Origin of the sequence: Sphingomonas sanxanigenens DSM 19645 = NX02, assembly GCF_000512205.2 — a bacterium.
GTDB classification, from domain to species: domain Bacteria; phylum Pseudomonadota; class Alphaproteobacteria; order Sphingomonadales; family Sphingomonadaceae; genus Sphingomonas_D; species Sphingomonas_D sanxanigenens.
The window spans coordinates 4,400,967-4,423,645 of the sequence record NZ_CP006644.1 but is presented as its reverse complement, the minus strand read 5'-3'; the positions used below and the strand labels follow the sequence as shown (position 1 = coordinate 4,423,645).

Annotated in this window: 20 protein-coding genes; 7 read left to right on the top strand and 13 right to left on the bottom strand. The window is 70.0% G+C overall.

Annotated elements, in window-relative coordinates; translation table 11 throughout:
• Window positions 1-68: 68 nt before the first annotated feature.
• From NX02_RS20075 to NX02_RS20055, 5 genes are all read right to left on the bottom strand, one after another.
• A complete protein-coding gene (locus NX02_RS20075) occupies window positions 69-614 on the bottom strand; it encodes a GNAT family N-acetyltransferase (RefSeq protein ID WP_047099827.1) in 546 nt (181 codons plus the stop codon).
• Window positions 615-640: 26 nt separating this feature from the next.
• Window positions 641-1,462 carry a universal stress protein gene (locus NX02_RS20070; protein ID WP_025293980.1) on the bottom strand — a complete coding sequence of 274 codons (822 nt, stop codon included), beginning with the start codon at window positions 1,460-1,462 and terminating at the stop codon, window positions 641-643.
• A gap of 231 nt (window positions 1,463-1,693) precedes the next feature.
• Complete coding sequence (locus NX02_RS20065; protein WP_025293979.1) at window positions 1,694-2,080, bottom strand: response regulator; 387 nt, start codon at window positions 2,078-2,080, stop codon at window positions 1,694-1,696.
• A 72-nt stretch (window positions 2,081-2,152) separates the two neighbouring features.
• The gene (locus tag NX02_RS20060) at window positions 2,153-2,794 is read right to left on the bottom strand and encodes a response regulator transcription factor (RefSeq protein WP_025293978.1); all 642 of its coding nucleotides are present in this window, start codon (window positions 2,792-2,794) and stop codon (window positions 2,153-2,155) included.
• Complete coding sequence (locus NX02_RS20055; protein WP_025293977.1) at window positions 2,784-4,676, bottom strand: PAS domain-containing sensor histidine kinase; 1,893 nt, start codon at window positions 4,674-4,676, stop codon at window positions 2,784-2,786. The genes NX02_RS20060 and NX02_RS20055 overlap by 11 nt, the downstream gene beginning before the upstream one ends.
• A 193-nt stretch (window positions 4,677-4,869) precedes the next feature.
• Between NX02_RS20055 and NX02_RS20045 the strand changes: the two genes are divergently transcribed.
• Window positions 4,870-5,289 carry a hypothetical protein gene (locus NX02_RS20045; protein WP_053000682.1) on the top strand — a complete coding sequence of 140 codons (420 nt, stop codon included), beginning with the start codon at window positions 4,870-4,872 and terminating at the stop codon, window positions 5,287-5,289.
• Window positions 5,290-5,306: 17 nt separating this feature from the next.
• On the opposite strand, the gene NX02_RS20040 is transcribed toward NX02_RS20045, so the two are convergent.
• From NX02_RS20040 to NX02_RS20020, 5 genes are read right to left on the bottom strand one after another with little or no spacing between them, the layout of a single operon-like run.
• Window positions 5,307-6,506 carry a phospholipase A gene (locus tag NX02_RS20040; RefSeq protein ID WP_025293974.1) on the bottom strand — a complete coding sequence of 400 codons (1,200 nt, stop codon included), beginning with the start codon at window positions 6,504-6,506 and terminating at the stop codon, window positions 5,307-5,309.
• On the bottom strand, window positions 6,503-7,276 hold the full coding sequence (fabI, locus tag NX02_RS20035; protein ID WP_025293973.1) for an enoyl-ACP reductase FabI: 774 nt from the start codon (window positions 7,274-7,276) through the stop codon (window positions 6,503-6,505). Before fabI ends, NX02_RS20040 begins: the two co-directional genes overlap by 4 nt.
• Window positions 7,273-8,460: an acetate/propionate family kinase gene (locus NX02_RS20030; protein WP_025293972.1), complete on the bottom strand. Its 1,188-nt coding sequence runs from the start codon at window positions 8,458-8,460 to the stop codon at window positions 7,273-7,275. Before NX02_RS20030 ends, fabI begins: the two co-directional genes overlap by 4 nt.
• Window positions 8,461-8,470: 10 nt before the next feature.
• Window positions 8,471-9,880: a bifunctional enoyl-CoA hydratase/phosphate acetyltransferase gene (locus NX02_RS20025; RefSeq protein WP_025293971.1), complete on the bottom strand. Its 1,410-nt coding sequence runs from the start codon at window positions 9,878-9,880 to the stop codon at window positions 8,471-8,473.
• 3 nt (window positions 9,881-9,883) lie between these two features.
• Window positions 9,884-11,644, bottom strand: coding sequence for a PHA/PHB synthase family protein (locus NX02_RS20020; protein WP_025293970.1), 1,761 nt, complete (start codon window positions 11,642-11,644; stop codon window positions 9,884-9,886).
• Between the two features lie 212 nt (window positions 11,645-11,856).
• On the opposite strand from NX02_RS20020, the gene NX02_RS20015 reads away from it, so the two are divergent.
• On the top strand, window positions 11,857-12,879 hold the full coding sequence (locus NX02_RS20015; RefSeq protein ID WP_025293969.1) for a L,D-transpeptidase: 1,023 nt from the start codon (window positions 11,857-11,859) through the stop codon (window positions 12,877-12,879).
• A gap of 60 nt (window positions 12,880-12,939) precedes the next feature.
• On the opposite strand, the gene NX02_RS20010 is transcribed toward NX02_RS20015, so the two are convergent.
• Together NX02_RS20010 and NX02_RS20005 are read right to left on the bottom strand one after the other, a co-directional pair.
• Window positions 12,940-13,716, bottom strand: coding sequence for a class II aldolase/adducin family protein (locus NX02_RS20010; RefSeq protein ID WP_025293968.1), 777 nt, complete (start codon window positions 13,714-13,716; stop codon window positions 12,940-12,942).
• A 101-nt stretch (window positions 13,717-13,817) separates the two neighbouring features.
• Window positions 13,818-14,813: a LacI family DNA-binding transcriptional regulator gene (locus NX02_RS20005; protein ID WP_025293967.1), complete on the bottom strand. Its 996-nt coding sequence runs from the start codon at window positions 14,811-14,813 to the stop codon at window positions 13,818-13,820.
• A gap of 129 nt (window positions 14,814-14,942) precedes the next feature.
• Between NX02_RS20005 and NX02_RS20000 the strand changes: the two genes are divergently transcribed.
• The 4 genes from NX02_RS20000 to NX02_RS19985 are packed head-to-tail and all read left to right on the top strand — an operon-like array spanning window position 14,943 to window position 18,865.
• Complete coding sequence (locus tag NX02_RS20000) at window positions 14,943-16,211, top strand: NupC/NupG family nucleoside CNT transporter (protein ID WP_025293966.1); 1,269 nt, start codon at window positions 14,943-14,945, stop codon at window positions 16,209-16,211.
• A gap of 10 nt (window positions 16,212-16,221) precedes the next feature.
• Window positions 16,222-16,884 (top strand): hypothetical protein, encoded by a 663-nt coding sequence (locus NX02_RS19995; protein ID WP_039996708.1) that lies wholly within the window; start codon window positions 16,222-16,224, stop codon window positions 16,882-16,884.
• Window positions 16,884-17,846 carry a nucleoside hydrolase gene (locus tag NX02_RS19990; RefSeq protein ID WP_025293964.1) on the top strand — a complete coding sequence of 321 codons (963 nt, stop codon included), beginning with the start codon at window positions 16,884-16,886 and terminating at the stop codon, window positions 17,844-17,846. Before NX02_RS19995 ends, NX02_RS19990 begins: the two co-directional genes overlap by 1 nt.
• A complete protein-coding gene (locus tag NX02_RS19985; protein ID WP_025293963.1) occupies window positions 17,843-18,865 on the top strand; it encodes an esterase-like activity of phytase family protein in 1,023 nt (340 codons plus the stop codon). The genes NX02_RS19990 and NX02_RS19985 overlap by 4 nt, the downstream gene beginning before the upstream one ends.
• A gap of 456 nt (window positions 18,866-19,321) precedes the next feature.
• Here NX02_RS19985 and NX02_RS19980 read toward each other — a convergent pair whose 3' ends face one another.
• Window positions 19,322-21,694 carry a TonB-dependent receptor gene (locus tag NX02_RS19980; RefSeq protein ID WP_025293962.1) on the bottom strand — a complete coding sequence of 791 codons (2,373 nt, stop codon included), beginning with the start codon at window positions 21,692-21,694 and terminating at the stop codon, window positions 19,322-19,324.
• Window positions 21,695-21,834: 140 nt separating this feature from the next.
• Between NX02_RS19980 and NX02_RS19975 the strand changes: the two genes are divergently transcribed.
• On the top strand, window positions 21,835-22,659 hold the full coding sequence (locus NX02_RS19975; RefSeq protein WP_025293961.1) for a PfkB family carbohydrate kinase: 825 nt from the start codon (window positions 21,835-21,837) through the stop codon (window positions 22,657-22,659).
• Window positions 22,660-22,679: the final 20 nt, after the last annotated feature.

Genomic DNA, 22,679 nt, shown 5'->3' with positions numbered 1-22,679 from the left:
GGCTATAGGGGATGCTACGAGGGTCGGGCAGCGCCTGGGGGCGCCGCTTGCGCCGACCGAGACTGGCGTCAGGCGGCGGCCCCGGTCAGGTCGAACTCGATCAGTGTCAGCGTCGAATCCTCGGGGTAGGGGCGCATCGTGAAGCCCATTTCGCATTCGAGATCGATCGCGGCGCGGTTGTCGCGGCTTTCGATCGATTGCAGGCGGGCGAAGCCGTGGGCGCGGGCGAAGGCGAGGACATGCGCCAGCAGCGCCCAGCCGATGCCGCGCGCCTTGAAGCCGCTGTGCACCGAGATCGCGACCTCGGCGGTGCCGCGCGTCTCTTCCGCCGCGACCATCGCCGTCGCGACCGGTGCGCCGCTCTCCTCGTCGAACGCAAGGAAGGTCTCGGTCAGATCATGATCGCCGCGCAGCATCGCCGCGAGCTGCTCATGCGCCACCTGATGCACCGCGGAGAGGAAGCGGAAGCGCAGATCCTCGGGCGCGACATGGGCGAACAGCGCGGCGAGCGCGGGCTCGTCGGCGGGCGTCGCCGGCCGCACGCGAAGCCGGAGGCCGGACCGGGTGGTCACCGGATCCCCGGCGGGCACTGGATCGGGAAGGGGAGCGGACATGGGCTGGGTGCTTTCGCGAAGCCGGCTCAATGGCCGAAGAGGATGGGCAGCGGGCCGCCGTCGATCAGATCGTGCGTCACCCCGCCGAGGAACAGTTCGCGCAGGCGCGAATGGGCGGAGGCGCCGACCACCAGCAGGTCCGCGCGCTTGGCCTGCGCGAAATCGGCGAGCACCGCCGACTCCCGTTCGCCTTCGGACCGCAACGCGTGGACCGTCACTTCGAAGCCGTTGCGGCTGATGTTGCGCGCGATGTCGGCGCCGGGTTCGGAACCATGGCCGCGCGCGGTGGCGCGGCCGTCGACCACCACGACGTCCACCCTGGCGCCGGGGGCGGCGAGGCGCAGCGCGTCGCCCAGCGCGCGGGTCGCCTCGCGCGTGGCGTTCCAGCCGAGCACGATGCGGTTGAACGGGCGCGGCCCCCAGCCGGTGGGGACGACCATCACCGGCCGGCCGGACGAGAGCGCGATATTCTCGATCAGGCGGCGCCGCATATAGCGATTGGCATAGGCGCTCGCCGGCCCGAACAGCACGAGATCGGCGTAGCGCGCCTGCACCGGCGCCTTGTCGAGCAAGATACCCGATTCCTCGCTGAGCGTGCGGATCTCGAACCCGTCGCGCGCGGCGATCTTCGCGACCTTCGCCTGTTTCTCCTCGGCGGCCTCGAGATAATCGGCAAGCAGAACATAGGGCGGGCCGATGGCGACGGCATAGTCGGTCATCGGGATGGCCGAGAGGATCGCGATGCTGAGATGCGCATCGCCGGCACGCGCGAATTCGCGCACGTCCTTGAGGAATTGATCGTCGTCCTCGCCGGTGTCGACGACCGCCAATATGTCCTTATATGCCATCGGGTGCCCTTTCGGATCTGATGGCACTTGGTCGCGCATTTGGCGCGGCGGTGCATTTCGGAATTATACTTAGGGGACTTTTAGCCCCTCCTCTTCAGAGGAGGGGTTGGGGTGGAGGCGAGCGAAGCGAGCTTCCGCGCAAGCGGAAACAACAGCGCCGTCGGGGGCATTGAGCCCCCGACGGCGCTCCCCACCCCCAACCCCTCCCGCCGAACAGGAGCTGCAAAATGCTCACCCCCGCCCGGTCGCGCGGTCCACGCAGGCCAGCAGCCGCCGGTCGAGCAGCGGCTTCTCCAATATGTCGTCGAAGCGGGCACCGCCGGCGTCGCGGGGATCGTCGCCGCGAAGGGCGGTGATCAGGATGGCGGGGCGCAGCCAGCCGGCGGCGCGCAGGCCGCGCAGCAGCTCGGATCCGGTCATGCCAGCCATGCGGTAGCCGGTGACGAGGCAGGCGGCCTCGGTCGCGGCGGGGTCGGCCAGCGCCAGCGCGCCGCTGGCATAGGCGCGCACGTCGTAACCGTGTGCGTGCAGCATCAGCTGGATCGACCGTCGAACCGCGCTGTCATCCTCCACCAGCAGGATGCGCGGGCGCGCCGCCGGTTGCGCGATGCTGTCCATGCGTGGAACCATGTCCCCAAGCCCGGCGGATCGCCGTGCCCGCCATTATGTGTCTGCGGGACGGTGCCGTCGCTACGTATTGATCCCAGCCTGTCCGGCTTCCACCCCCAGCCCGGCAGCGAAGGCGATGCGCAGCGCGTCCGGGAAGGAACGGACGCCCAGCTTGGCCATCAGATTGGCGCGGTGGACCTCCACCGTGCGCGCCGAGATTCCCAGATCATAGGCGATCGTCTTGTTGGGCAGGCCGCGCGCGAGCCCATCGAGCACCTCATGCTCGCGCGGGGTGAGTGCGGCGATCGCACGCGTGGCGTCCTCGGCGGAGGCGCTGCGGCGCGCGCCATCGTCCAGCCGGGCGAAGGCGGTCTCGATCGCCGCCAGCAGCACCCCGCGCTCGAACGGCTTCTCGAGGAAATCCACGGCGCCCGCCTTCATCGCGCGCACCGCGATCGCGACATCGGCATGGCCGGTCAGCACGATCACCGGCCACGTCACGCCCTGTTCGGCCAGCGCCTGCTGCACCTCCAGCCCGTCCATCTCCGGCATGCGCACGTCGAGCAATATGCAGCCCTCGGTCGCGTGGCGCACGTCCTTCAGGAATTCCACGCCCGACGACCAGCTTTCGGTGCGATAGCCCGCACCCGCCAGCAGGAATCCCGCAGAGCGGCGGATCGCGGCCTCGTCGTCGACGATGTGGATGGTTCGCTTAGGCTCCATCAGGCTCCTCCGGCACGATGTGCATCAATGTGAAGTGGAAGCGCGTGCCCCCTTCGGGCGGCGATTCCGCCCAGATCTTGCCGCCATGCGCCTCGACGATCGTGCGGCAGATCGAAAGTCCCAGCCCCATGCCCTCGGTCTTGGTGCTGAGGAAGGCCTGGAAAAGCTGCCCGGCGACATCGGGGGCGAGCCCCGGGCCGGTATCGGCGATGGTGACGCGGACCATGCCCGGCGCATCGAGCGCGGTGGTGATGGTCAGGTGCCGCCGGGGTCCATCCGCCATCGCCTCGGCGGCGTTCCGTACGAGGTTGACCAGCACCTGCTCGATCTGAATTCGGTCCGCCAGCACCGGCGTTGCCGCGGGATCGAGCGCGAATTGCGTCTCGACGCCATGTTCGCGCACGCCCACCAGCCCCAGCGAGCAGGCCTCGCGGATCAGCGCCGGCAGATCCTCGACATGCTTCTGCACATCGCCGCGCGCCACGAAGTCGCGCAGCCGTCGCACGATATGGCCCGCGCGCATCGATTGCGCGGCGGCGTCGGCCAGCGCCTCGCGCACCATCTCCAGCGTTTCGGTGTCGGGCGCCTCCAGCAAGGCGTGCGCCGCCTCGACATAGTTCACCACCGCGGTGATCGGCTGGTTGAGCTCATGCGCCAATGTGGAGGCCATCGCCCCCATCGCGCTGACGCGGGAAACGTGGATCAGTTCGGATTGCAGGTCGCGCACTCGCGCGGCCGTCGCCTCCTGCTCGGTCAGGTCGCGCATGAAGCCGGTGAACACGCGCTCGCCGCCACCCGTCGCCTCGCCCACCGCCAGTTCGTGCGGCACCAGCGTGCCATCCTTGCGGCGGCCCATCACCCGCCGGCTGCTGCCGATGATGCGCGGCGCGCGGGTGGCCAGATAGCGGCCGATATAGCCGTCATGCGCCTCGCGGTCGGGCGAGGGCATCAGCATCGAGATGTTGCGGCCGAGCACCTCCGCCTCGGCATAGCCGAACATGCGCTGCGCGGCGCTGCTGAACGACAGGATGGTGCCGCCGGCATCGATGACCACCATCGCTTCGGGGACGGTGGCGAGGATCGAATCGAGCTGCGCCTCGCGCTGCGCGATCGCGCGTTCGGCGGCCTTCTGGTCGGTGATGTCGCGCACCACCTTGCCGAAGCCGCGCAGCGCGCCATCCTCGTCATGCAGCGCGGTGATCGTCACGTCCGCGAGGAATTCGGTGCCGTCCTTGCGGACGCGCCAGCTTTCGTCCTGCATGCGGCCATCGGCGCGGGCGCGGGCGAGATCGGCTGCGGGCTTGCCCGCCGCGACATCCTCGGCCGCGTAGAAGATCGCGGTCGGCCGGCCGAGCACCTCCTGCTCGCGCCAGCCCTTGATGCGTTCCGCGCCCTTGTTCCAGATCGCGACGCGGCCCTCGGGATCGAGCATGTAGATCGCATAGGTGGTGGCGCCGTCGATCAGCAGCCCCAGTTCCTCCGCCATGTCGCGCGCGCGGCGGGCGATCTCGTCGGCATCGGCCTCATGGACATGCGCGGTGTGCCGCCAGTGCGACATGCGGCCGGTGAGGAGGATGATGCCGGTGGAAACCAGCGCGAAGCCGACCGCATAGACGATATGGTCGGCGTCGCGGAACGGCGTATCGACCAGCAGCAGCCCCGCGAGCGCCGCCAGCGCCAGCGTGAATGTGGCGGTCAGCGCGCCGCCGACCCGTGCGGCGAGGAGGACGGCAAGGGTCAGCGCCAGCCAGATCGGCCGGTCCGCCAGATAGGGTTCCAGCAGCAGCGCCGCGCAGGTCGCGATCGCCACCGCGGCGCCGGCCAGCAACAGCGCGCGCAGCGCGCCGGCGGGGGCGGGTGGCGGCTGCGTCGTCCTGTTCATCGTTTCGATCTCGCCTCGCGGTGGCAGGGCACGCAGACTGTCCCCGCCGGCACCCTGCCGCAACCCCTCGAAAGGTGGCCGGCAGGGCGGATCGGCAGGGCACCGCGCGTTACGTAACTATCCCGATGGCGCCACGGCGGGCGGCGCGCCAGGATTGCACCAGTTGTGCCACACGCCGTCAGGGAACCCGATCATGCCCCAGCCGCTCGACACCGTCCTTGCGCTCGCCCAGGCCAATGTCCGGCTTGGCCTGCAACTCGCCGATGGCTGGCGCGATACCGGCCAGAAGCTGGCGGATATCGGCCGGCGCTGCGTGACGGAGGCGGCGGACGAGGCGCGCGACGCGTTGGGCAAGACCGCCGGCGACGCGCTCCCGTCGAAGCCGCGCACCGGCTGCTGGCAGGATATCATCGACGAGACCGAGGTGCTGCACCTGTTCCAGGTGAACCGGGCCGAAGCGGCGGTGGACGCGTGGCGCGAAAGCGTCGGCAAGGCGCTGCACAGCGAGGGCAATCTGCCCTTCGAGACCTTCGTCAATGTCTGGCTGGAGCTGGCGAAATTGGCGAGCGGTGCCGGCAAGCGCCGCATGGCGGGCTTTCCGTTGCCGGAATGAGCGGCGCGCGAGCGCCGTCATCGCACCAGCGCCACGCCGATGCGAACGCGCGTCGTTCGCCGATCATAGTCGAGCAGATTTTCGCCATAGCCGAAGAAGGTCTGGCCGAAGAGGTAGAAATCCGGCCCGCCGCCGACGAGGCGGCGGAGCGGATAGGAGATGTCGGCCGCGATCGCGCCCTTGCCGCTGCCGAAGTTGAGGCGGCTGGTGGTGGAAAGGCGCACGCCGTCGGCATCGCCGATCTCGACGAACAGGCTGCTGTTGCCGCGGTAGCGGCGGATCTCGGGATTGTCGGAAAGGCTGCCGGCATAGAGCCACAAGCGCGGCGCGATCGTCAGCCGGCGGTCGCCGCCCAGCGAGAAGGCGGCCATCGGCGCGACGTAGACGCTGTTGACGCTGCGCGAGTCGAGCCCGTCCCGCCCGTTGGATTCGTGGCGCACGCCGATCTGCGCGCTGAGCGTCGCGACGTCGCGGCCGGCCACCGGCGGCGAGAGGTAGAAGATCTCCGGCTGGTAATCGACGTTGCGGAACGGCAGCGACTCCGCGCCGAGATCCCAGAACATCCGCTGCGTATAGGCGAAATAGAGGCCGTCGCGCAGCGATGCATGCCGGTCCTCGCGCGCGCGGCTGCCGAACAGCTGATATTTGAAGCTGAACTGGATGCGCGCCTCGGTGTTGGTGCCGGGGCCATAGACGGCATAGATCGGCTCATAGGCCGAAAGATTGCCGACGAACGCGTTGCCGACCGTGCGATCGGCGGCGGGCGGCGTCGGCAGCGGGCGCGACATAGCGGCTTCACGCTGCGGTTCGGGGGCGCCGGGCTGCGGGCCGTCGGTGCCGAGCGCGATCTCCTGTCCGCCCCAGCCGGGCACCGAGAGCCGTCCGCCGGCGCCCGCATCCGCGGCGAGCCGGTAGCGCACCGGCACGAAGCCCTGCGGCGGGATCGTCACCGAGGCCGAAGCCTGCGGCGCGCGCTCGATCCACACGGTGCGGGTGCCGTCGGCGCCCACCAGCTGCGCCTCCATCCGCGCGGGCACGGCGATCGTCTGCGGTGTGCTGCCGGCGTTGAGCAGGCGGACGTCGACCAGCACATGGCCATCGGCATCGCGCCGGTCGGCGCGGCTGAGCAGGATCTCGACATCCGCCTGTGCCCATGCGGGTGCGGCGGTCAGGGCGGTGGCGACCAGGAGGCCGAGGGCGGAAAACCGGACGATCATGCGAAAAGATGCTGGCCATTGTCGACGGGGATGACGGTGCCGGTGATACGCTTCGCAGCGTCGCTGACAAGGAAGGCGGCGAGCGCGCCGACATCGCCGACGTCGACGAGCTGGCCCTGCGGCAGTTGCGCGGCGGCACGTTCGAGCAGCGCATCGAAGCGGTCGATGCCGCTGGCGGCGCGGGTCGCGATCGGGCCGGGGGAGATGGCGTGGGCACGGATGCCCTTGCCGCCCAGTTCGGCGGCGACATAGCGCGTCGCACTTTCCAGCGCCGCCTTGACCGGGCCCATCAGGTTGTAATGCTCCACGACCCGCTCGGAACCGTAGAAGGTCACGCACAGCAGGCAGCCACCCTCGGTCATCAGCGGTTCGGCGAGCTTCGCCATGCGCAGGAAGCTGTGGCACGACACGTCCATCGCCTGGCCGAAGCCGGCCGCCGAACTGTCCACCACCCGGCCATGCAGGTCCTCCTTCGGCGCGAAGGCGATCGAGTGCAGCAGGAAATCGAGCCCGCCCCAGCGCGCGCGCACCGCCTCGAACAGCGCCTCGAGCTGCCCGGGCTCGCGCACGTCGCACGGAGCGGTCCATTCCACGCCGAGTTGTTCCGCGACCGGCATCACCCAGCCGCGCGCCTTCTCGTTGAGATAGGTCGCCGCCAGCCGCGCGCCGCATTGCGCGAAGGCCTGCGCGCATCCGGCGGCGATGCTGTGCTCGTTGGCGATCCCGATCACCAGTCCGCGCTTGCCGCGCAGGTCGACGAGCGGATTCATGCCCTGGTGGCCGAAAGCAGCGCGAGCGTGTGGAGGGCGATCATGCGTTCCTCGTCGGTTGGGATGATTCGCACCGTGACGGCGCTTCCGGGCAGGCTGATCACCGGCTTGTGCCCCGCATTGGCCTCCGCGTCGAGCGCGATGCCCAGCCAGCCCAGACGCCGGCAGATGCGCGCGCGGACATCGCTATGGTTCTCGCCGATGCCCGCGGTGAAGACGAAGCCGTCGACGCCCCCCAACGACGCGGCCAGCGCCCCGGCCTCGCGTGCGGCACGCCATGCGAAGAGGTCGATCGCTTCTTCCGCCTCGGGCGCGGCGCTGGCGGAGAGCGTGCGCATGTCGCTGGAGAGGCCGGAGACGCCGAGCAGGCCGGATCGGTTGTAGAGCATCGCCTCCACCTCTTGCGCGGTCATGCCCATCCGGCGCTGGAGGTGGAGGACGACGCCGGCATCCAGCGTGCCGCAGCGCGTGCCCATCACCAGACCGTCGAGCGCGGTGAAGCCCATCGTCGTATCGACGCTGCGCCCGCCCGCCATCGCACACAGCGAGGCGCCGTTGCCGAGATGCGCGGCGATCACCCGGCCGGCGGCGAGATCGGGATCGCGTTCGGCCAGGGTGCGCGCGATATAGTCGTAGGAGAGGCCGTGGAAGCCGTAGCGGCGGATGCCCTGGTCGTGCAGCGCGCGGGGCAGGGCGAAGCGCGTCGCGATCGCCGGCCGGTCATGGTGGAAGGCGGTGTCGAAGCAGGCGATCTGCGGCAGATCGGGCGCGATCCGGATGATCGCCCGGATCGCCGCGAGGTTGTGCGGCTGGTGCAACGGCGCGAGCGGGCAGAGCGCCTCCAGCGCTTCCAGCACCTCCGGCGTGACGCGGCAGGGGTGCGCGAAGTCCATGCCGCCATGGACGACGCGGTGGCCGATCGCGATCAGCTCGCGCCCCTCGAGATGCCCGGCCGCCCAGTCGAACAGCCAGGCGAGGAGGTCGCCATGGGTGAGGGCGGGATCGTCCCAAGCGCGCGTGTGCACGATATTGCCGCTCGCATCGTGGATGGCGAGCGCGGGGGCGATGCCGATCTTCTCGATTTTGCCGCCTGCCGAAAGTCCGGGCGCGCCCTCCTCGTCCAATGTGAACAGCGCGAACTTGATGCTCGACGAGCCCGAATTGAGGCTGACGACCGCTCTCATTTTGGCGCTTTCATGCCGGCACCCCGGGCGCCGCCTTGGTCGCGGCGCGCGCCAGCAGCACCGCCACCGCGCAGGAGGCGAGGCGGGTGCGCAGGCTGTCCGCCCGGCTGGTGAGGATGATCGGCACGCGCGCGCCCAGCACCACGCCGGCGGCATCGGCCCCGCCGAGGAATGTGAGCTGCTTGGCGAGCATGTTGCCCGCTTCGAGATCGGGCACGACGAGGATCTCGGCCTTGCCCGCGACCGGCGAGACGATGCCCTTCTCGCGGGCCGCCGCCTCGCTGATCGCATTGTCGAAGGCCAGGGGGCCGTCGAGCAGCGCGCCGCCGATCTGGCCGCGCTCCGCCATCTTGCACAGCGCCGCGGCATCGAGCGTGCTGGGGATGGCGGGGTTCACGGTTTCGACCGCGGAGAGGATCGCGACCTTGGGCCGGGCGATGCCGATGACATGCGCGAGGTCGATCGCGTTGCGGATGATGTCCGCCTTTTCCTCCAATGTCGGTGCGATGTTGATCGCCGCGTCGGTGATGATCAGCGGATCGGGATGGCCGGGTACGTCCATCACATAGGCGTGGCTGATCCGCCGTTCGGTGCGCAACCCGGTCGCGCGGGCGACGACCGCGGCCATCAGTTCGTCGGTGTGCAGCGATCCCTTCATCAGCAGCTCCGCCTCGCCCGATCGCACCAGTTCCACCGCCCTGGCGGCGGCATCGTGGCTGTGCGCGGCGGGGAGGATGCGAAGCGCCGAGATGTCCTTGCCCGCCTCCTGCGCGGCGGCGCGGATGCGCGCCTCGGGGCCGATGAGGATCGGCACGATCAGCCCGGCCTCGGCCGCTTCCACCGCGGCGGCGAGCGCGGCGGCGGAGCAGGGGTGGGCGACCGCGGTCGTCAACGGCGCGCCCGATGCGGCCTCCAGCAGCCGGCGATAGCCGTCATGGTCGGAAAGACGGATGTCGGGCAGCGCCACGCGCGGCCGGCTGACGCGCTCGGTGGGCGCCTTCACCTCGGCCACCCCGTCGATCACATCCTCACCCTTCTGATTGGTGCAGCGGCAATCGAGCAGCAGCACATGGCCATGCTCGCGCTTCTCGGTGACGGTGACCGTCGCGGTGATCGCATCGCCGATGCCGACGGGGCGCAGGAAGCGCAGCGACTGGCCGAGATAGATGGTGCCGGGGCCGGGCAATTCGGTGCCGAGCACCGCGGAAATCAGCCCGCCGCCCCACATGCCGTGCGCGATGACGCGGCGGAACATGTCGCCTTGCGCATAACCGGCATCGAGATGCGCGGGGTTCACGTCCCCCGAAACCAGCGCGAAGAGCTGGATGTCCTTCATCGACAGGGTGCGCGTCACGCTGGCGCTGTCGCCGAGCGCGATCTCGTCGAAGATCCGGTTCTCGATCATCTCGGGGGCGATCATGGTCTATTGCTCCAGAACGTAGCGACCGGGGGCGTCGCCGAGCGCGGGATAGCCTTCGTCGGGCGCACCGAGCGGCGGCGGCGGCACCGGATCGCTCGAGCGGGCGTCCAGCCAGCGGCCCCATTCGGGCCACCAGCTGCCCTGTTGGCGTTCGGCGCGCGCCATCCAGTCGTCGGGGTCGCAGGCGGCACCGTCCGCCTCCCGGGTCAGCACGCGATAGCGCCGGCCGTTGCGGCCGGGCTCGGAAACGATGCCGGCATTGTGGCCGCCGCTGGTGAGCACGAAACGGATCTCGGCGCCCGTGAGCAGGTGGATCTTGTGGACCGAGCGCCACGGTGCGACATGGTCGCGCTCGGAGCCCACCACGAACATCGGCGCGCGGATCGCGCTCAGCGCGATGCTGCGGCCCTCCACCTTCAGCCTCCCCTCGGCGAGATCGTCGGCGAGGAACAGCCGGGTGAGATAGTCGCTGTGCATCGCATAGGGCATGCGCGTGCCGTCGGCGTTCCACGCCATCAGGTCGATCATCGGTTCGCGCTCGCCCATCAGATAGGTCTGCAGCACGCGCGACCAGACGAGGTCGTTGGAGCGCAGCATCTGGAAGGCGCCGCCCATCTCGCCGCTGTCCAGATAGCCGCGGCTCCACATCATCGCCCGCAGCAGGTCGAGCTGCGCCTCGTCGATGAACAGGCCGAGTTCGCCCGGCTCGCTGAACTCGGTCTGCGCGGCGAGCAATGTCAGGCTGGCAAGGCGATCGTCGCCGTCGCGCGCCATCGCCGCGGCGGCGATCGACAGCAGGGTGCCGCCCAGGCAATAGCCCGCGGCATGGATTGTCGCGCTGCCGGTGATCGCCACGATCGCATCGAGCGCCGCCATCGGCCCCATCCGGCGATAATCGTCAAGGTCGAGGTCCCGGTCCGCGCTGGCCGGGTTGTGCCAGGAAAGCATGAACACGGTATAGCCCTGGCCGGTCAGCCAGCGGACCAGCGAATTCTCCGGCGACAGGTCGAGGATGTAATATTTCATGATCCAGGCCGGCACGATCAGCACCGGTTCGGGCCGGACCGTCGCTGTCGTCGGCGCATATTGGATCAGTTCGGCCAGCCGGTTGCGCCAGACCACCTTGCCGGGTGCGGTCGCCACCGTCTCGCCGACCTTGAACGCTTCCGCGCCCACCGGCGGCGCGCCGCGGATGATGCGCTGGGCATCCTCCACCAGATGCGCAAAGCCGTCCGCCAGGCATCTGCCGCCGGTCTCCGCGATGCGGCGCTGGAGCACCGGGTTGGTGGCGAGGAAATTGGTGGGGGCGAACATGTCCAGCAGCTGCCGCGTCGCGAAGGCCATGATGTCTTCATGATGCCTCGAAACGCCGCCGATGCCGGTGGTGGCGGCGTGCCACCATTGCTGGTTGAGCAGGAAGCCCTGCGCGATGAGGTTGAACGGCGGCTGCGCCCAGGCCGGATCGGCGAAGCGCCGGTCCTGCGGCAGCGGTTCGATCGCCGGTGCTGCCGCTGGATCGTGGGCGCTGCGCGCGGCATAATCGAACAGACGCAGATATTTGCGCGCCAGCTTGGCGCCGAGCAGCATCTGCTTGCCGGGCGAGCGCGCGAGATGCGCCGCCCAGTCGGTGGCGGCGAGCAGCATGGTGGCGGGCGAGAGCCCGTTGGTCATCTGCGCGATCGTCGCCGCTGCCGTGCGATCCAGCGTTTGGGCGATGCCGTCCAGCGGATCGGGGCTCGCCGGCGTCTCCTCGTCGATCGTCACCGGTCGTGCCTCCTGGCCAGGGCGCTTTCTGGTCAGCGCGCTTTTCCCCAGTTGATGATAGCCGCGGGCATCGCTGGCGGCCGATACGTAAACATACGGATTCTCGCGGTGCCGCGGCACGGGCGATGGCGGAGACCCGGCATGTTCGATACCAACGCGCTCGCGCAACGCCGCCGCACGCCGCTGAGGCGCGCAGGGATCATGGAGATGCTATGCTCGGATCGACGGAAGATGCGGAAGGCACGCGGCGCGCGCTGCTGGCGGGAACCGGTTTGCTCGGCGCCGTTCTGCTGCTGGGCGGACGAACCATGGCGCAGGAATCGGCGCCGGCCGCGACCGAAGGCGGCTTCGCCGATCGTATCCGCGACATGCGCGCCGGGGACTATGTCTGGCTGCCCGAATTGGCGCCCGACGGGCCGATCCTGCTGGTGGTGAGCATCCGCGCGCAGCGCGCGATCGTCTATCGCAACGGCATTCCGATCGGCGTCTCGACGGTGTCGACCGGCAAGGCCGGGCATGAGACGCCGACCGGCGTGTTCACGATCCTGCAGAAGGATGTCGATCACGCGTCCAACCTCTACGACAGCGCACCGATGCCGTTCATGCAGCGGCTGACGTGGGACGGGATCGCGCTGCACGCCGGCAACCTGCCGGGCTATCCCGCCTCGCACGGCTGCGTGCGGCTGCCGATCGCGTTCGCGCGCATCCTCTATGGCGTGACGCGGCTGGGCATGACCGTGCTGGTCAGCGGCGAGGAGGCGGTGCCGCGCATCGCGCCGACGCCGGACTTCCTCGACGCGGGCCGGCGCGCGAACGCCGCCCCCGCACCCGATGATGCCACCGAATGGGTGCCCGCCGCCGCGCCCACGGGGCCGGTCTCGATCGTGGTCAGCGCCGCCGATCGCCGCATCATCGTGCTGCGCAACGGCGTGCGCATCGGCACCGCCCCGGTGGAGATCGCCGGCGCGGTGACGGGGCTCGGCGTCTATGCGCTGGCCGGAATCGAAGACGGCGAGTTTCGCTGGCTGGATCTGGGGAGCGGCGGCGGCGGCGGCGCAGGCCGTGCCGTCAGCAGCAGCGAGCGCGCACGGCTGCGCCTGCCCGACCTGTTCCAGACGTCGCTGCGCGCCATCCTTCAGCCCGGCGTGATCGCCATCGTCACGCCGGACAGCCTCGCCGCCGCCTCGTCCGGGCAGGAACTGACGGTGGTCGATGCGGACGAGGGGGCGAAGTAAGCCCCGGTCAGGCGAGGCGCGCGGCGGGGAAGCGAACCACAGCCTTCAGCCCCCTGGTCCTCAATCCCGAAACCCCGGATCGATCCGGTCGAGCTTGCGCAGCAGCGCCGGCCAGGCCAGCCGGTCCGGCACCACCGTCATCGCCGCGCCCGAGGTCTGCGCCTCGACCTTTTCGGCGACGCCCTGGTTGGGGGTGTTGAGCCCGTCGCGGCCCACCGTCAGCATCATCACCTGCGCCTCGCACGCGCGTTCGAGGAAATACATGCGCAGGAAGGCCTGGGCGACGGTGGCGCCGACCGTCAGCGTCCCATGGTTGCGCAGGATCATCGTGTGGCGGTCACCCAGGTCCGCGACCAGCCGTTCGCGCTCGTCCAGTTCGGTCGCGATGCCCTCGAAGTCGTGATAGGCGACGTCGTGGACCGCGATCATCGCGGTCTGGGTGTGGGGCAGCAGGCCGACCGCCATCGCCGACACCGCCTGGCCGTGCGGCGTGTGGAGGTGGAGCACCGCGGTCGCATCCGCGCGCGCGGCGTGGATCGCCGAATGGATCACGAAGCCGGCGCGATTGACCGGCGCGGGCGTGTCCATCACCGTGTTGCCCTCGATGTCGATCTTCACCAGCGAGGATGCGGTGATCTCCTCGAACATCATGTTGTAGGGATTGATCAGGAAATGATGCTCCGGCCCCGGCACGCGGGCGGAGAGGTGGGTGAAGATCAGATCGTCCCACCCGTAGAGCGCGACCAGCCGATAGGCCGCGGCAAGATCGACGCGCAGCGCCCATTCCTCCGCCGATACGGTGTCGCGCACGCGCGCGGGCTTCAACGCGGTTGCCATGTCTCGATCCTTTCCCGGTGTCTCGTTGTGCGCCAGGCATCGCACGGACAGCGGCCGAAGACTGTCCCGGGCGGGACAATTCGAATGTGGACCGGCGCGCGCTAGATCCGCCGCACCGTCGCGCGCTTGACGAGCCCGGTATCGACCGTGACCGTGCGCCTGGTGCCGGTGCCGCGTTCGATCTTGCGGACCAGCGCCTCGACCGCCTCGTTCGCCATCGACTGCAGCGGCAGGTCGATCGTGGTCAGCGGCGGGGTGGTGAGTTCGGACCAGGGGATGTCGTCGAAACCGACCACCGAGAGGTCGTCGGGCGCGCGGCGGCCGGTCGCCGCGAGGTGACGCAGCACGCCGACCGCGATCACGTCCGCCCCCGCGAACACCGCGGTGAGGCCGGGCGTGTCGAGCGCGGCGGCGACGGCGGGTTCGAGGTCGATCGAGAAGGCGTTGTGCGCGAAGAAGGCAAGCTCGCCCTCCGCCGCCACCAGCGCGCGCGCCGCCTCGCAGCGCTGGCGCATCGAGAGGATGTCGTCCGGCCCGGAGATGATGCCGATGCGCCGGTGGCCGGCGTCGAGCAGGTGGCGCGCGGCGAGGCGGCCGCCCTCGGCGCAATCGGCGACGACGCCGTCGAAGCCGGGGAGCGCGCGGTCGATGACGATCGTCGGGATGCCCTCCAGCGCGCCGCCGGAACTGTCATGGTCGCGCACCGGGAACCAGATCACGCCGTCGACGCCGCGATCGGCGAGCATCGCCAGCGCCGCGCCCTCCAGCGCCTCGTCGCCCTCGGTGTCGGTCACGAACACGCCATAGCCATGGGCACGTGCGGTCTGGATCACCGATTGGGCCAGGCTGGGGAAGAAGGGGTTGGTGAGATCGGGCACCACCAGCCCCATCGTGCCCGAGCGGCCGATCTTCATCGCCCGCGCCGCCGCGTTCTGGCGATAGCCGATGCGCCGCGCGACCTCGAGGATATGCTCGCGCGTCTTCTCGCCCACCGATCCGGTGCCGTTGAGCGCATAGGAGGCGCTGGCGACGGAGACGCCGGCCTCGCTCGCCAATTCCTTCAGCGTGGGACGTTTGGTCGCCTTCTTCTGCTCCACCCTCGGCCTTCCTTCCGCTGCCACCCACCGGATTAGACGCTCGCCTTGCTGACGAGAATAGAAGATGCAGCCCGCTGCGGTTGACAGCGGGGACAATTAAAGTGAAACGTTTCATAATGGAAGCGCTTCATGGCTGAGATTCTGCGGGCCGGTGTCGGCGTGGCGCTGCTTCTGCTCGCGGCCTGGGCGCTCGCGGGGTGCCGCCGGGCGTTCGGCTGGCGGCTGCTCGGCTTCGGGCTGCTCGCGCAGATCGCGCTGGCGGCGCTGCTCACGCGCATCCCGGCGGTCGAGCGCGGTTTTCGCTGGCTCGCGGGTGGGGTGGAGGCGTTGCAGATCGCCGCGGCCACCGGCGCGCAGTTCGTGTTCGGCTATCTTGCCGGTGGTCCGTCGCCCTTCGCGGTGACCAACCCGGCCGCGTCCACCTTCGTCTTCGGGCTGCAGGCGCTGCCCGCCATCCTGCTGGTCGGTGCGCTCTCCGCCTTGCTGTGGCACTGGGGGCCGCTGAGGCTGCTGGTGCGCGGATCGTCCTGGCTGTTCAGCCGGCTGTTCGGGGTCAGCGGCGCGGTCGGCGTTTCCACCTCCGCCTGCATCTTCCTGGGCATGATCGAGGCACCGCTGCTGATCCGGCCGCTGCTGCCGCGGCTCAGCCGGGGCGAATTGTTCATCCTGATGGTCGACGGGCTCTCGGTGATCGGCGGATCGATGATGATCGTGCTCGGCCTGCTGATGGAACGGCGGCTGCCCGGCGCGTTCGGCCATATATTGGCGGCGACGTTGATCAGCACGCCGATGGCGATCGCGATGGCGCGGGCGATCGTGCCGCCCGAACCGCCCGGCGACGGCGACGGCGCGGCGGAGGCGGTGGCGCTCACCAGCCCCTATCGCAGCGGGCTCGACGCGATGGTGCAGGGCACGCTGGGCGCGGTGAAGATGGCGGTGAACATCGCCGCGCTGCTGATCGCCTTCATCGGCACGGTCGCGCTCATCGACATGATGCTGGCCAACATCGTCGTCGGCGGCGCGCCGCTCGCCACCGGCCGTATCCTCGGCTGGATCTTCACCCCCGTCGCCTGGGCGATGGGCTTTCCGGCGGGCGATGTGCCCGCCGCCGCACAACTGCTCGGCACCAAGGTCGCGCTCAACGAGGTGATCGCCTATGGCAAGCTCGTCGCGATGCCGGCCGATGCGGTCAGCGCCAAGGGCGTGCTGATGCTCACCTATGCGCTGGGCAGCTTCGGCAATATCGGCAGCGTCGCCATATTGCTCGGCGCGATGACCGCGATGGCGCCGGAGCGCAGCGCGGACATCGTCTCGCTCGGCCTGCGCGCGCTCGCCGCCGCCTTCCTCACCACCTGCCTGTCGGCGACGATCGTCGGCATCCTCCACACCCTCGTCTGACGGACCCTGCATGATCCAGCCCCCCGCCTTCATCGCGTTTACCGGCGTCGATCGCGCCGCTCTGCTGCCCGGCCTCCAGGCGCTGTCGGCGCGCTATCCGATCGAATGGGGCCTGCTCGTCGATCCGGCGCGCGCGGGCGAGGCGCTGTTCCCCGATGCTGAGACGCGCCGCGCGCTGCTGGCGGGGGAGGGGCTGCGCTGGGCGGCGCATGTCTGCGGCGCGCATGCCCGCGCGATCGTGGCCGATCCCGATGGTGCGGATCGCGCGCCCGCGGGCGTCCAGCGCGTGCAGGTGAACCATGGCTTCGGCGGCAGCGATGCCGCGCAGACCGCCGCCGCCGCGCGCTTCGGCCGCCGCCACGGGGTGCGCACCGTGCTGCAATGCACCGGCGCCTTCCCGGCGGACTCCGGCGTCGACTGGCTGTTCGACGTGTCGTTCGGCACCGGCGTGCGGCCCGATGCGTGGCCGGCGCTCGCGGCGGCGGGGCCGTTCTGCGGCTATTCGGGCGGGCTCGGCCCCGATACGGTTGCGCACGTGCTGGCAAGGATCGCGGCGCCGGCGGGCGCGCTCTACTGGATCGACATGGAATCGCGCATCCGCACCGATGGCTGGCTCGATCTCGCCAAATGCGAGGCGGTGTGCCGCGCGGTCTATGGCGCGGGGGCGGCGTGATGACGAAGCTGATCTTCGATACCGATCCGGGCATCGACGATGCGATGGCGCTGCTGCTGATCGATGCCAGCCCGACGCTCGACCTGGCCGGCATCACCACCGTGTTCGGCAATGCCGATGTCGATATCACGACGCGCAACGCACACTATCTTTGCGACCGCTTCGGCATCGCGGCACCGGTGCGGCGTGGGGCGGAGGCGCCGATCGCCAGCCCGCGCCGGCCCTCGCCCGCGCATGTCCATGGCGAGAACGGCCTCGGCGATGTCGACCTGGCCGGCTTTGCCGCGCCCGCGCCCGATGGCGAGGATGCTGCGGACTTCATCATCCGCATGGCGCGCGCGCATCCCGGTGAGATCAGCCTCGTCGCGGTGGCGCCGCTCACCAACCTCGCGCTTGCGCTGCAGCGCGCGCCCGACCTGCCCGACCTGGTCGCCGAAGTGGTGCTGATGGGCGGCGCGTTCGGCCATGGCCCGCGGCGCGGCAACGTCTCTCCCGTCGCCGAGGCCAATATCGCCAATGATCCCGAGGCGGCGGACCTTGTGTTCACCGCCGGCTGGCCCGTCACCGCGGTGGGGCTCGACGTGACGATGCAATGCGTGCTGCACGATGCCAGCGCGGCGCGGCTTGCGGCGCAAGGCGGCGATGCCGGCGCGTTCCTCCACGCGATCTCGCGCGGCTATGCCGACATGTATCGCCGCCATGACGGGTTCGACGGCTGCGCGATGCACGATGCCGCCGCGGTGCTGCGGCTGAGCGACCCGGACCTGTTCGAGACGGTCTCCGGCCCGATCCGCGTCGCCACCGAAGGCATCGCGCGCGGCCAGACGATCCAGCGCCCGCGCGACCAGAGCTTTCCGCCGGGTGCGTGGGACGGCTTCCCCGCCCAGCGCGTGTGCAGCGCGGTGGCGCCGGGGGCTGTGGAGCGGATTTTCCTCGATCGCCTGCTGGCCCGCGCCCGGTGAAGCGCGCCGGCGCCCTCGCGCTGGTGCTGCTGCTGACGGCAGCGCCGGCCAGCGCCGATCTGACGCTGCGCTTCGCCGGCCGCAACACGGTGCTGCCGCGCGACCCTGTGCTGGCGAAGCATTTCGGCGGTATCTCGGGCGTCGATCGCGACGCGCGCGGGCGCTGGTATCTGATCAGCGACGACCGCTCCGAACGCGCGCCCGCGCGCATCTACACGGCGCGCTTCCGCGTCCGCCGCGGCCAGCCGCAGCTCGACGTGCGCGGCAGCGTGGCGTTGCGCGATGCGGCGGGGGTGCCGTTCGTCGCGGACGGCCGCACCGGCGAGAAGGTGGATGCGGAAGCGATCCGGGTGTGGGGGCGCACGCTGGTCTGGTCGAGCGAGGGCGATCCGGACAATGGCACCGACCCTGCGGTGCGCCGCATGGGCCGCGACGGCCGCGAACGCGCGCGCATCCCGCTGCCGGAGGCGCTCCGCTTCGATCCGGAGCGGCGCCACGGCGCGCGCAGGAACCAGACGGTGGAGGGGCTCGCCGTCACCCCGTCCGGCGCGCTGTGGATCGCGATGGAAGGCCCGCTCTACGAGGATGGTCCGGCGGCGACCGTGGACAAGGGGGCGCTGCTGCGCTTCACCCGCCGCGCCCGCGACGGCACGACCCGCCAGATCACCTATCGCACCGACCCCGATCCGGCGGCGGGCAGCGGCCGCCGATCGGACATCGGCGTCTCCGAGATCCTGCCGTTCGGCGAGGACCGGCTGCTGGTGCTGGAGCGCGCGGGGGCGGAGCAGGCGGACGGCAAATGGCGGTTCCGCTGCCGGCTCTATCTGATCGACACCGCCGGATCGGGCGAGGTTGCGAAGACGCTGCTGGTCGATTTCGACAGCGTGCCGGGGGGCACGCCGGGGAACCTCGAAGCGATGGCCTGGGCGCCGAAGGGGCGGCTGGTGCTGATGGCGGACAATAATTTCGTGGAAGGCGAGCCGACGACGCTGCTGATGTTCGAGGTGGCCGGGCGTTGAATCCAGCCCCTCTCCTTTAGGGGAGGGAAGGGGGTGGGGAGCGACGACGGGGGCTCAATGCCCCCGTTGGCGCAATTTTCCGGCGTTGCCGGAAGCTCGCTTCGCTCGCCCCCACCCCGACCCCTCCCCTGAAGAGGATATGGCATTCGCACGTCTCGTTGCGACCGCGTCTTGCCCTCGCCCCTACGGGGAGAGGGAAAGGTCCGCGTAGCGGACCAGGGAGAGGGGCAGTCGCGGCAAGCGTACAGGTCTTACACGTTCGCACTGAAAAGTCGGCGGAGCCGCAATGCCGAACCCTCAAAACCGTTACGCTCAGCGCGACTTTCCCCCTCTCCCTGTCCCTCTCCCTCTCCCCGTAGGGGCGAGGGAGCGCAGCGGCAGCCCCGCTCAATCCATCGAAGATGTGTGAATCTGATAGCCCTAAAGGGGAGGGGCTAAAATCTCACCGTCAAATAGTCAGAACGATGCCCTTGCCGACACCGTCCACGTCCGCGGCGCGCCGATGAAATAGCGGTCCAGCGTCCGGCCCGGCAGCCCGAACTCGGGCTGCGTCGCGGTCGAGCTTGAGACCGCGCCGATATAGTCCTCGTCGAAGATGTTATCGACGTTCGCCTGCAGCATCAGCCCGCTGAACGGCCCGAAGCCAGGCACCTTGTAGCGCGCGACCGCGCCGAACACGGCATAGTCGGGCAGTTGCTCCACCCCCACTTCGGCGAAGGTTGTCGGCGCGACGATATGGCCGCCGACGCGCGTGCCGACATAGCGGCCGGTAACGCTGAGTTTGGCCCCCTCGAACGGCGCCACGCCGATCTGGCCGAACAGGCTGTGCTTGGGAATGTCGCGCACGCGGGCGCCGCCGATCACGCCAACCGCCGCGAGTTGCGCGCGCTCGGCGCTGCCGACCGCAGGGTCGTCATGCTTCGCGTCGGCATAGGAATAGGCGAGATAGGCGTCGAACGGGCCGACATCGCCCAGCACCGTCACCTCGACGCCGCGGGTGCGGGTGCCGCGGATGTTGGCGGCGCGGGTGGCGACATTGCCGCGGACGATCTCGTCGGGGTCGACCACGGTCGGGTCGCGCGGCACGATGCCGATATTGTTCTTCAGCCTGACCGAATAGCCCTGGATCGAGGCGGCGAAATGCCGCGTCGAATAGCGGATGCCGAGATCCCAATTCTCGGTCTCGATCGGGTCGAGGTCGCCCGGCGCGATCACCGCGGTGGAGCCGAGGAAGGCGTCTTCGGGGATGCCGGCGAAGTTCTGCGCATAGCCGCCGAACAGTTCCACCCCGCGCATCGGCTTCAGGCTGACGCCGACCTTGGGATTGATCCCCGAATCCTGGGAGAAGCTCACGGTCGCGGCATATTCCAGCGGCGAGCGCGCCTTGTAGCGGATGTCGAACCAGGTGATGCCGGCGTCGATCCGCAGCAGGTCGGGGATGATCTCCACCTGATCCTGCGCGTAGAGCATCGCGGTCTCGATCGTCGCCGAGCGGCTATATTCGACATAGTTGAGCTTCGACCGGTCATAGGCGATGCCGCTGGTCGGATCGAGCACGCGGTAGAAGCGGCGCTCCTCATCCGAATCGCCGCCTTCCCACCAGCCGCCGACGCGCAGGCTGTGGCCGGCGATCAGGTCGGTCGCGCGCAGTTCGGCGCTCGCGCCGTAACGCTCGCGGTTGCGCGGGGTGATCCGCATGTCGGCGGGGCCGCCCACCGCGTTGCTGTTGCGCAAGGTGGTCAGCGCCGGGCGGATCGCGCCGCCATTGGCGTTGTACCCGGTCACCGCATAGGGATCGGTGCCGGCGAGCCGCCGGGCGCGATCCTGGTAGCGATAGGATTCGCCCTTCAACTCCTGATAATAGGGGTTCACCGACAGCGAGAGCCGGTCGGTGAGGTTCACCCGCGCATTGACATAGGCGAGCAGATCCTCGCGCGTGCCGCCCAGCGCGCCGCCATAATCCACATCCTGCGCGGGGATGCCGGTGATTTCGTCGCGCGCGCGGTCGTTGCGCGGATCGGCGCGGAATTCGCCCAATGTGATGATGTTGAAATCATTGTCGCGCTGGTTGTTGTAGCTCACCCGCGCCTTCACGAAGGATCCGTCGTCCCACGTCTTGACCAGCTTCGCCTCGGCATGGTCGCGATAGGAGGATCGGCTGTCGCGCCCCGCCCACACGTCGTTGGCCTGGTTGGAAAAGCTGACATAGCCGGTCAGCCCCTTGGCGATCTCCCCGCTGTCGACGCGGAAATAGGTGCGGTGGAAGTCATAGGAGCCATAGCCCGCCTCCACCCGGCCGCCGGCCTGCGGCAGCGGATCGTCGGTCTGGAAATCGATGAAGCCGCCCAGCGCGAAGCGCGACGGCGCGCCGATATCGCCCGCGCTCTGCGACACGGTGATGCGGCCGATATTGCTCGGTTCGATGAAGCGCTGCGGCGGCGATCCGCCGTTGAAGCGCGCATCGCCGGTGGGCACGCCATCGACGGTGAGGCCGATCTGCTCCTTGTTGAGGCCGCGCAGATAGAGCTCGAACGAGAAGCTGCCGCCGCGGGCGTCGCCGGTGGAGACCTGCACGCCCGGCACCTTGGCAAGGCTCTGGGTGATGTCCGCCCCCAGCGGCCGTTCCTCGATGTCCTCGCGTGAGAGGATCGCGGTGGCGCGGCTGCGCCCGACGCCGATGCGCTCGGCGGTGACGACGATGTCGTCCGGTGCGCCGGCCTCCGGCTGTCGATCGGCCTGCTGGGCAAAGGCCGGCGTCGCCACGATCGGCGCGGTGCCCGCCAGAAGCGCCATGATCGGCGCGCTGCGATATCGGTTACGAATCATCATTCTCCCCACTCCCTGTTGCTGGCCGATGCCGGTAGCCTCTCCAGATTACGGGATTATGAAACGTTTAATCTTGACGTTCATTCGCATGCGAACGAGGTTGCGGCAAGCGTTTTGGCAGGGGCCGCGGCAAGGAAGGCACGATGATCGAGGCGGTGGTGAGCGGCTATGCGACGCTGGACTATGTGATCGCCGCCGCCGGCGAACCGGTGGCGCGGGGGACGAGTGACGCGCGGCTGATGCCCGGCGCCTGGCCGCGCGCGGGCGGGGCGCCGCTCTATGCCGGTGCACAGCTCGCCGCGATGGGCATCGCCACCACGCCGCTGGTGACGGTGGGGGAGGATGTCCACGCCGCGGCCTATCGCAGCGCCTGCGCGGCGGCGGCGCTGGCGGCGGACGGCATCGCCACGATCGCCGGCGGACGCAGCGCGGCCTGCCTGCTCGTCCATCATGACGACGGCAGCTACCGCTGCTTCCTCGACGCCGGCAGCCCGGCGGCGGCGCCGAGCGAGGCGCAGCTGGCGGCGCTGGCGGGGGCATCGCTCATCATCGTCGCGGCGGGCCCGGCGGCGGTCACGGCGGCGCTGCTCGACCGGCTGGCGCCGCACCAGCGGCTCGCATGGATCGTCAAGGCGGATCCGGCCTGCTTTCCGCCGCCGCTCGCGGCGCGGCTGGCCGCGCGCACCGACCTGATCTTCGCCAATATCGGCGAACGCGCCTTCGTCGGCGCGCAGCGGCGGCCCGGCCAGGTCCGCGTCGAGACCGACGGCGCGCGCGACATCCGCATCGCCACCGACGCCGGCACGTACCGCGTCGTGGTGGCGCCTGTCGACAGCGCGGACGCGACCGGCGCCGGGGACAGTTTCGCCGGGCGCTTCCTCGGCGAATGGCTGCGCGGTGCCGCGCCCGACGCGGCGGCGCGGGCGGCGGCGGCGGCCGTTGCCGCACTGTTGCGGGCGCGGGGGTAAAGCGGGCGCGGGGGTAAAGG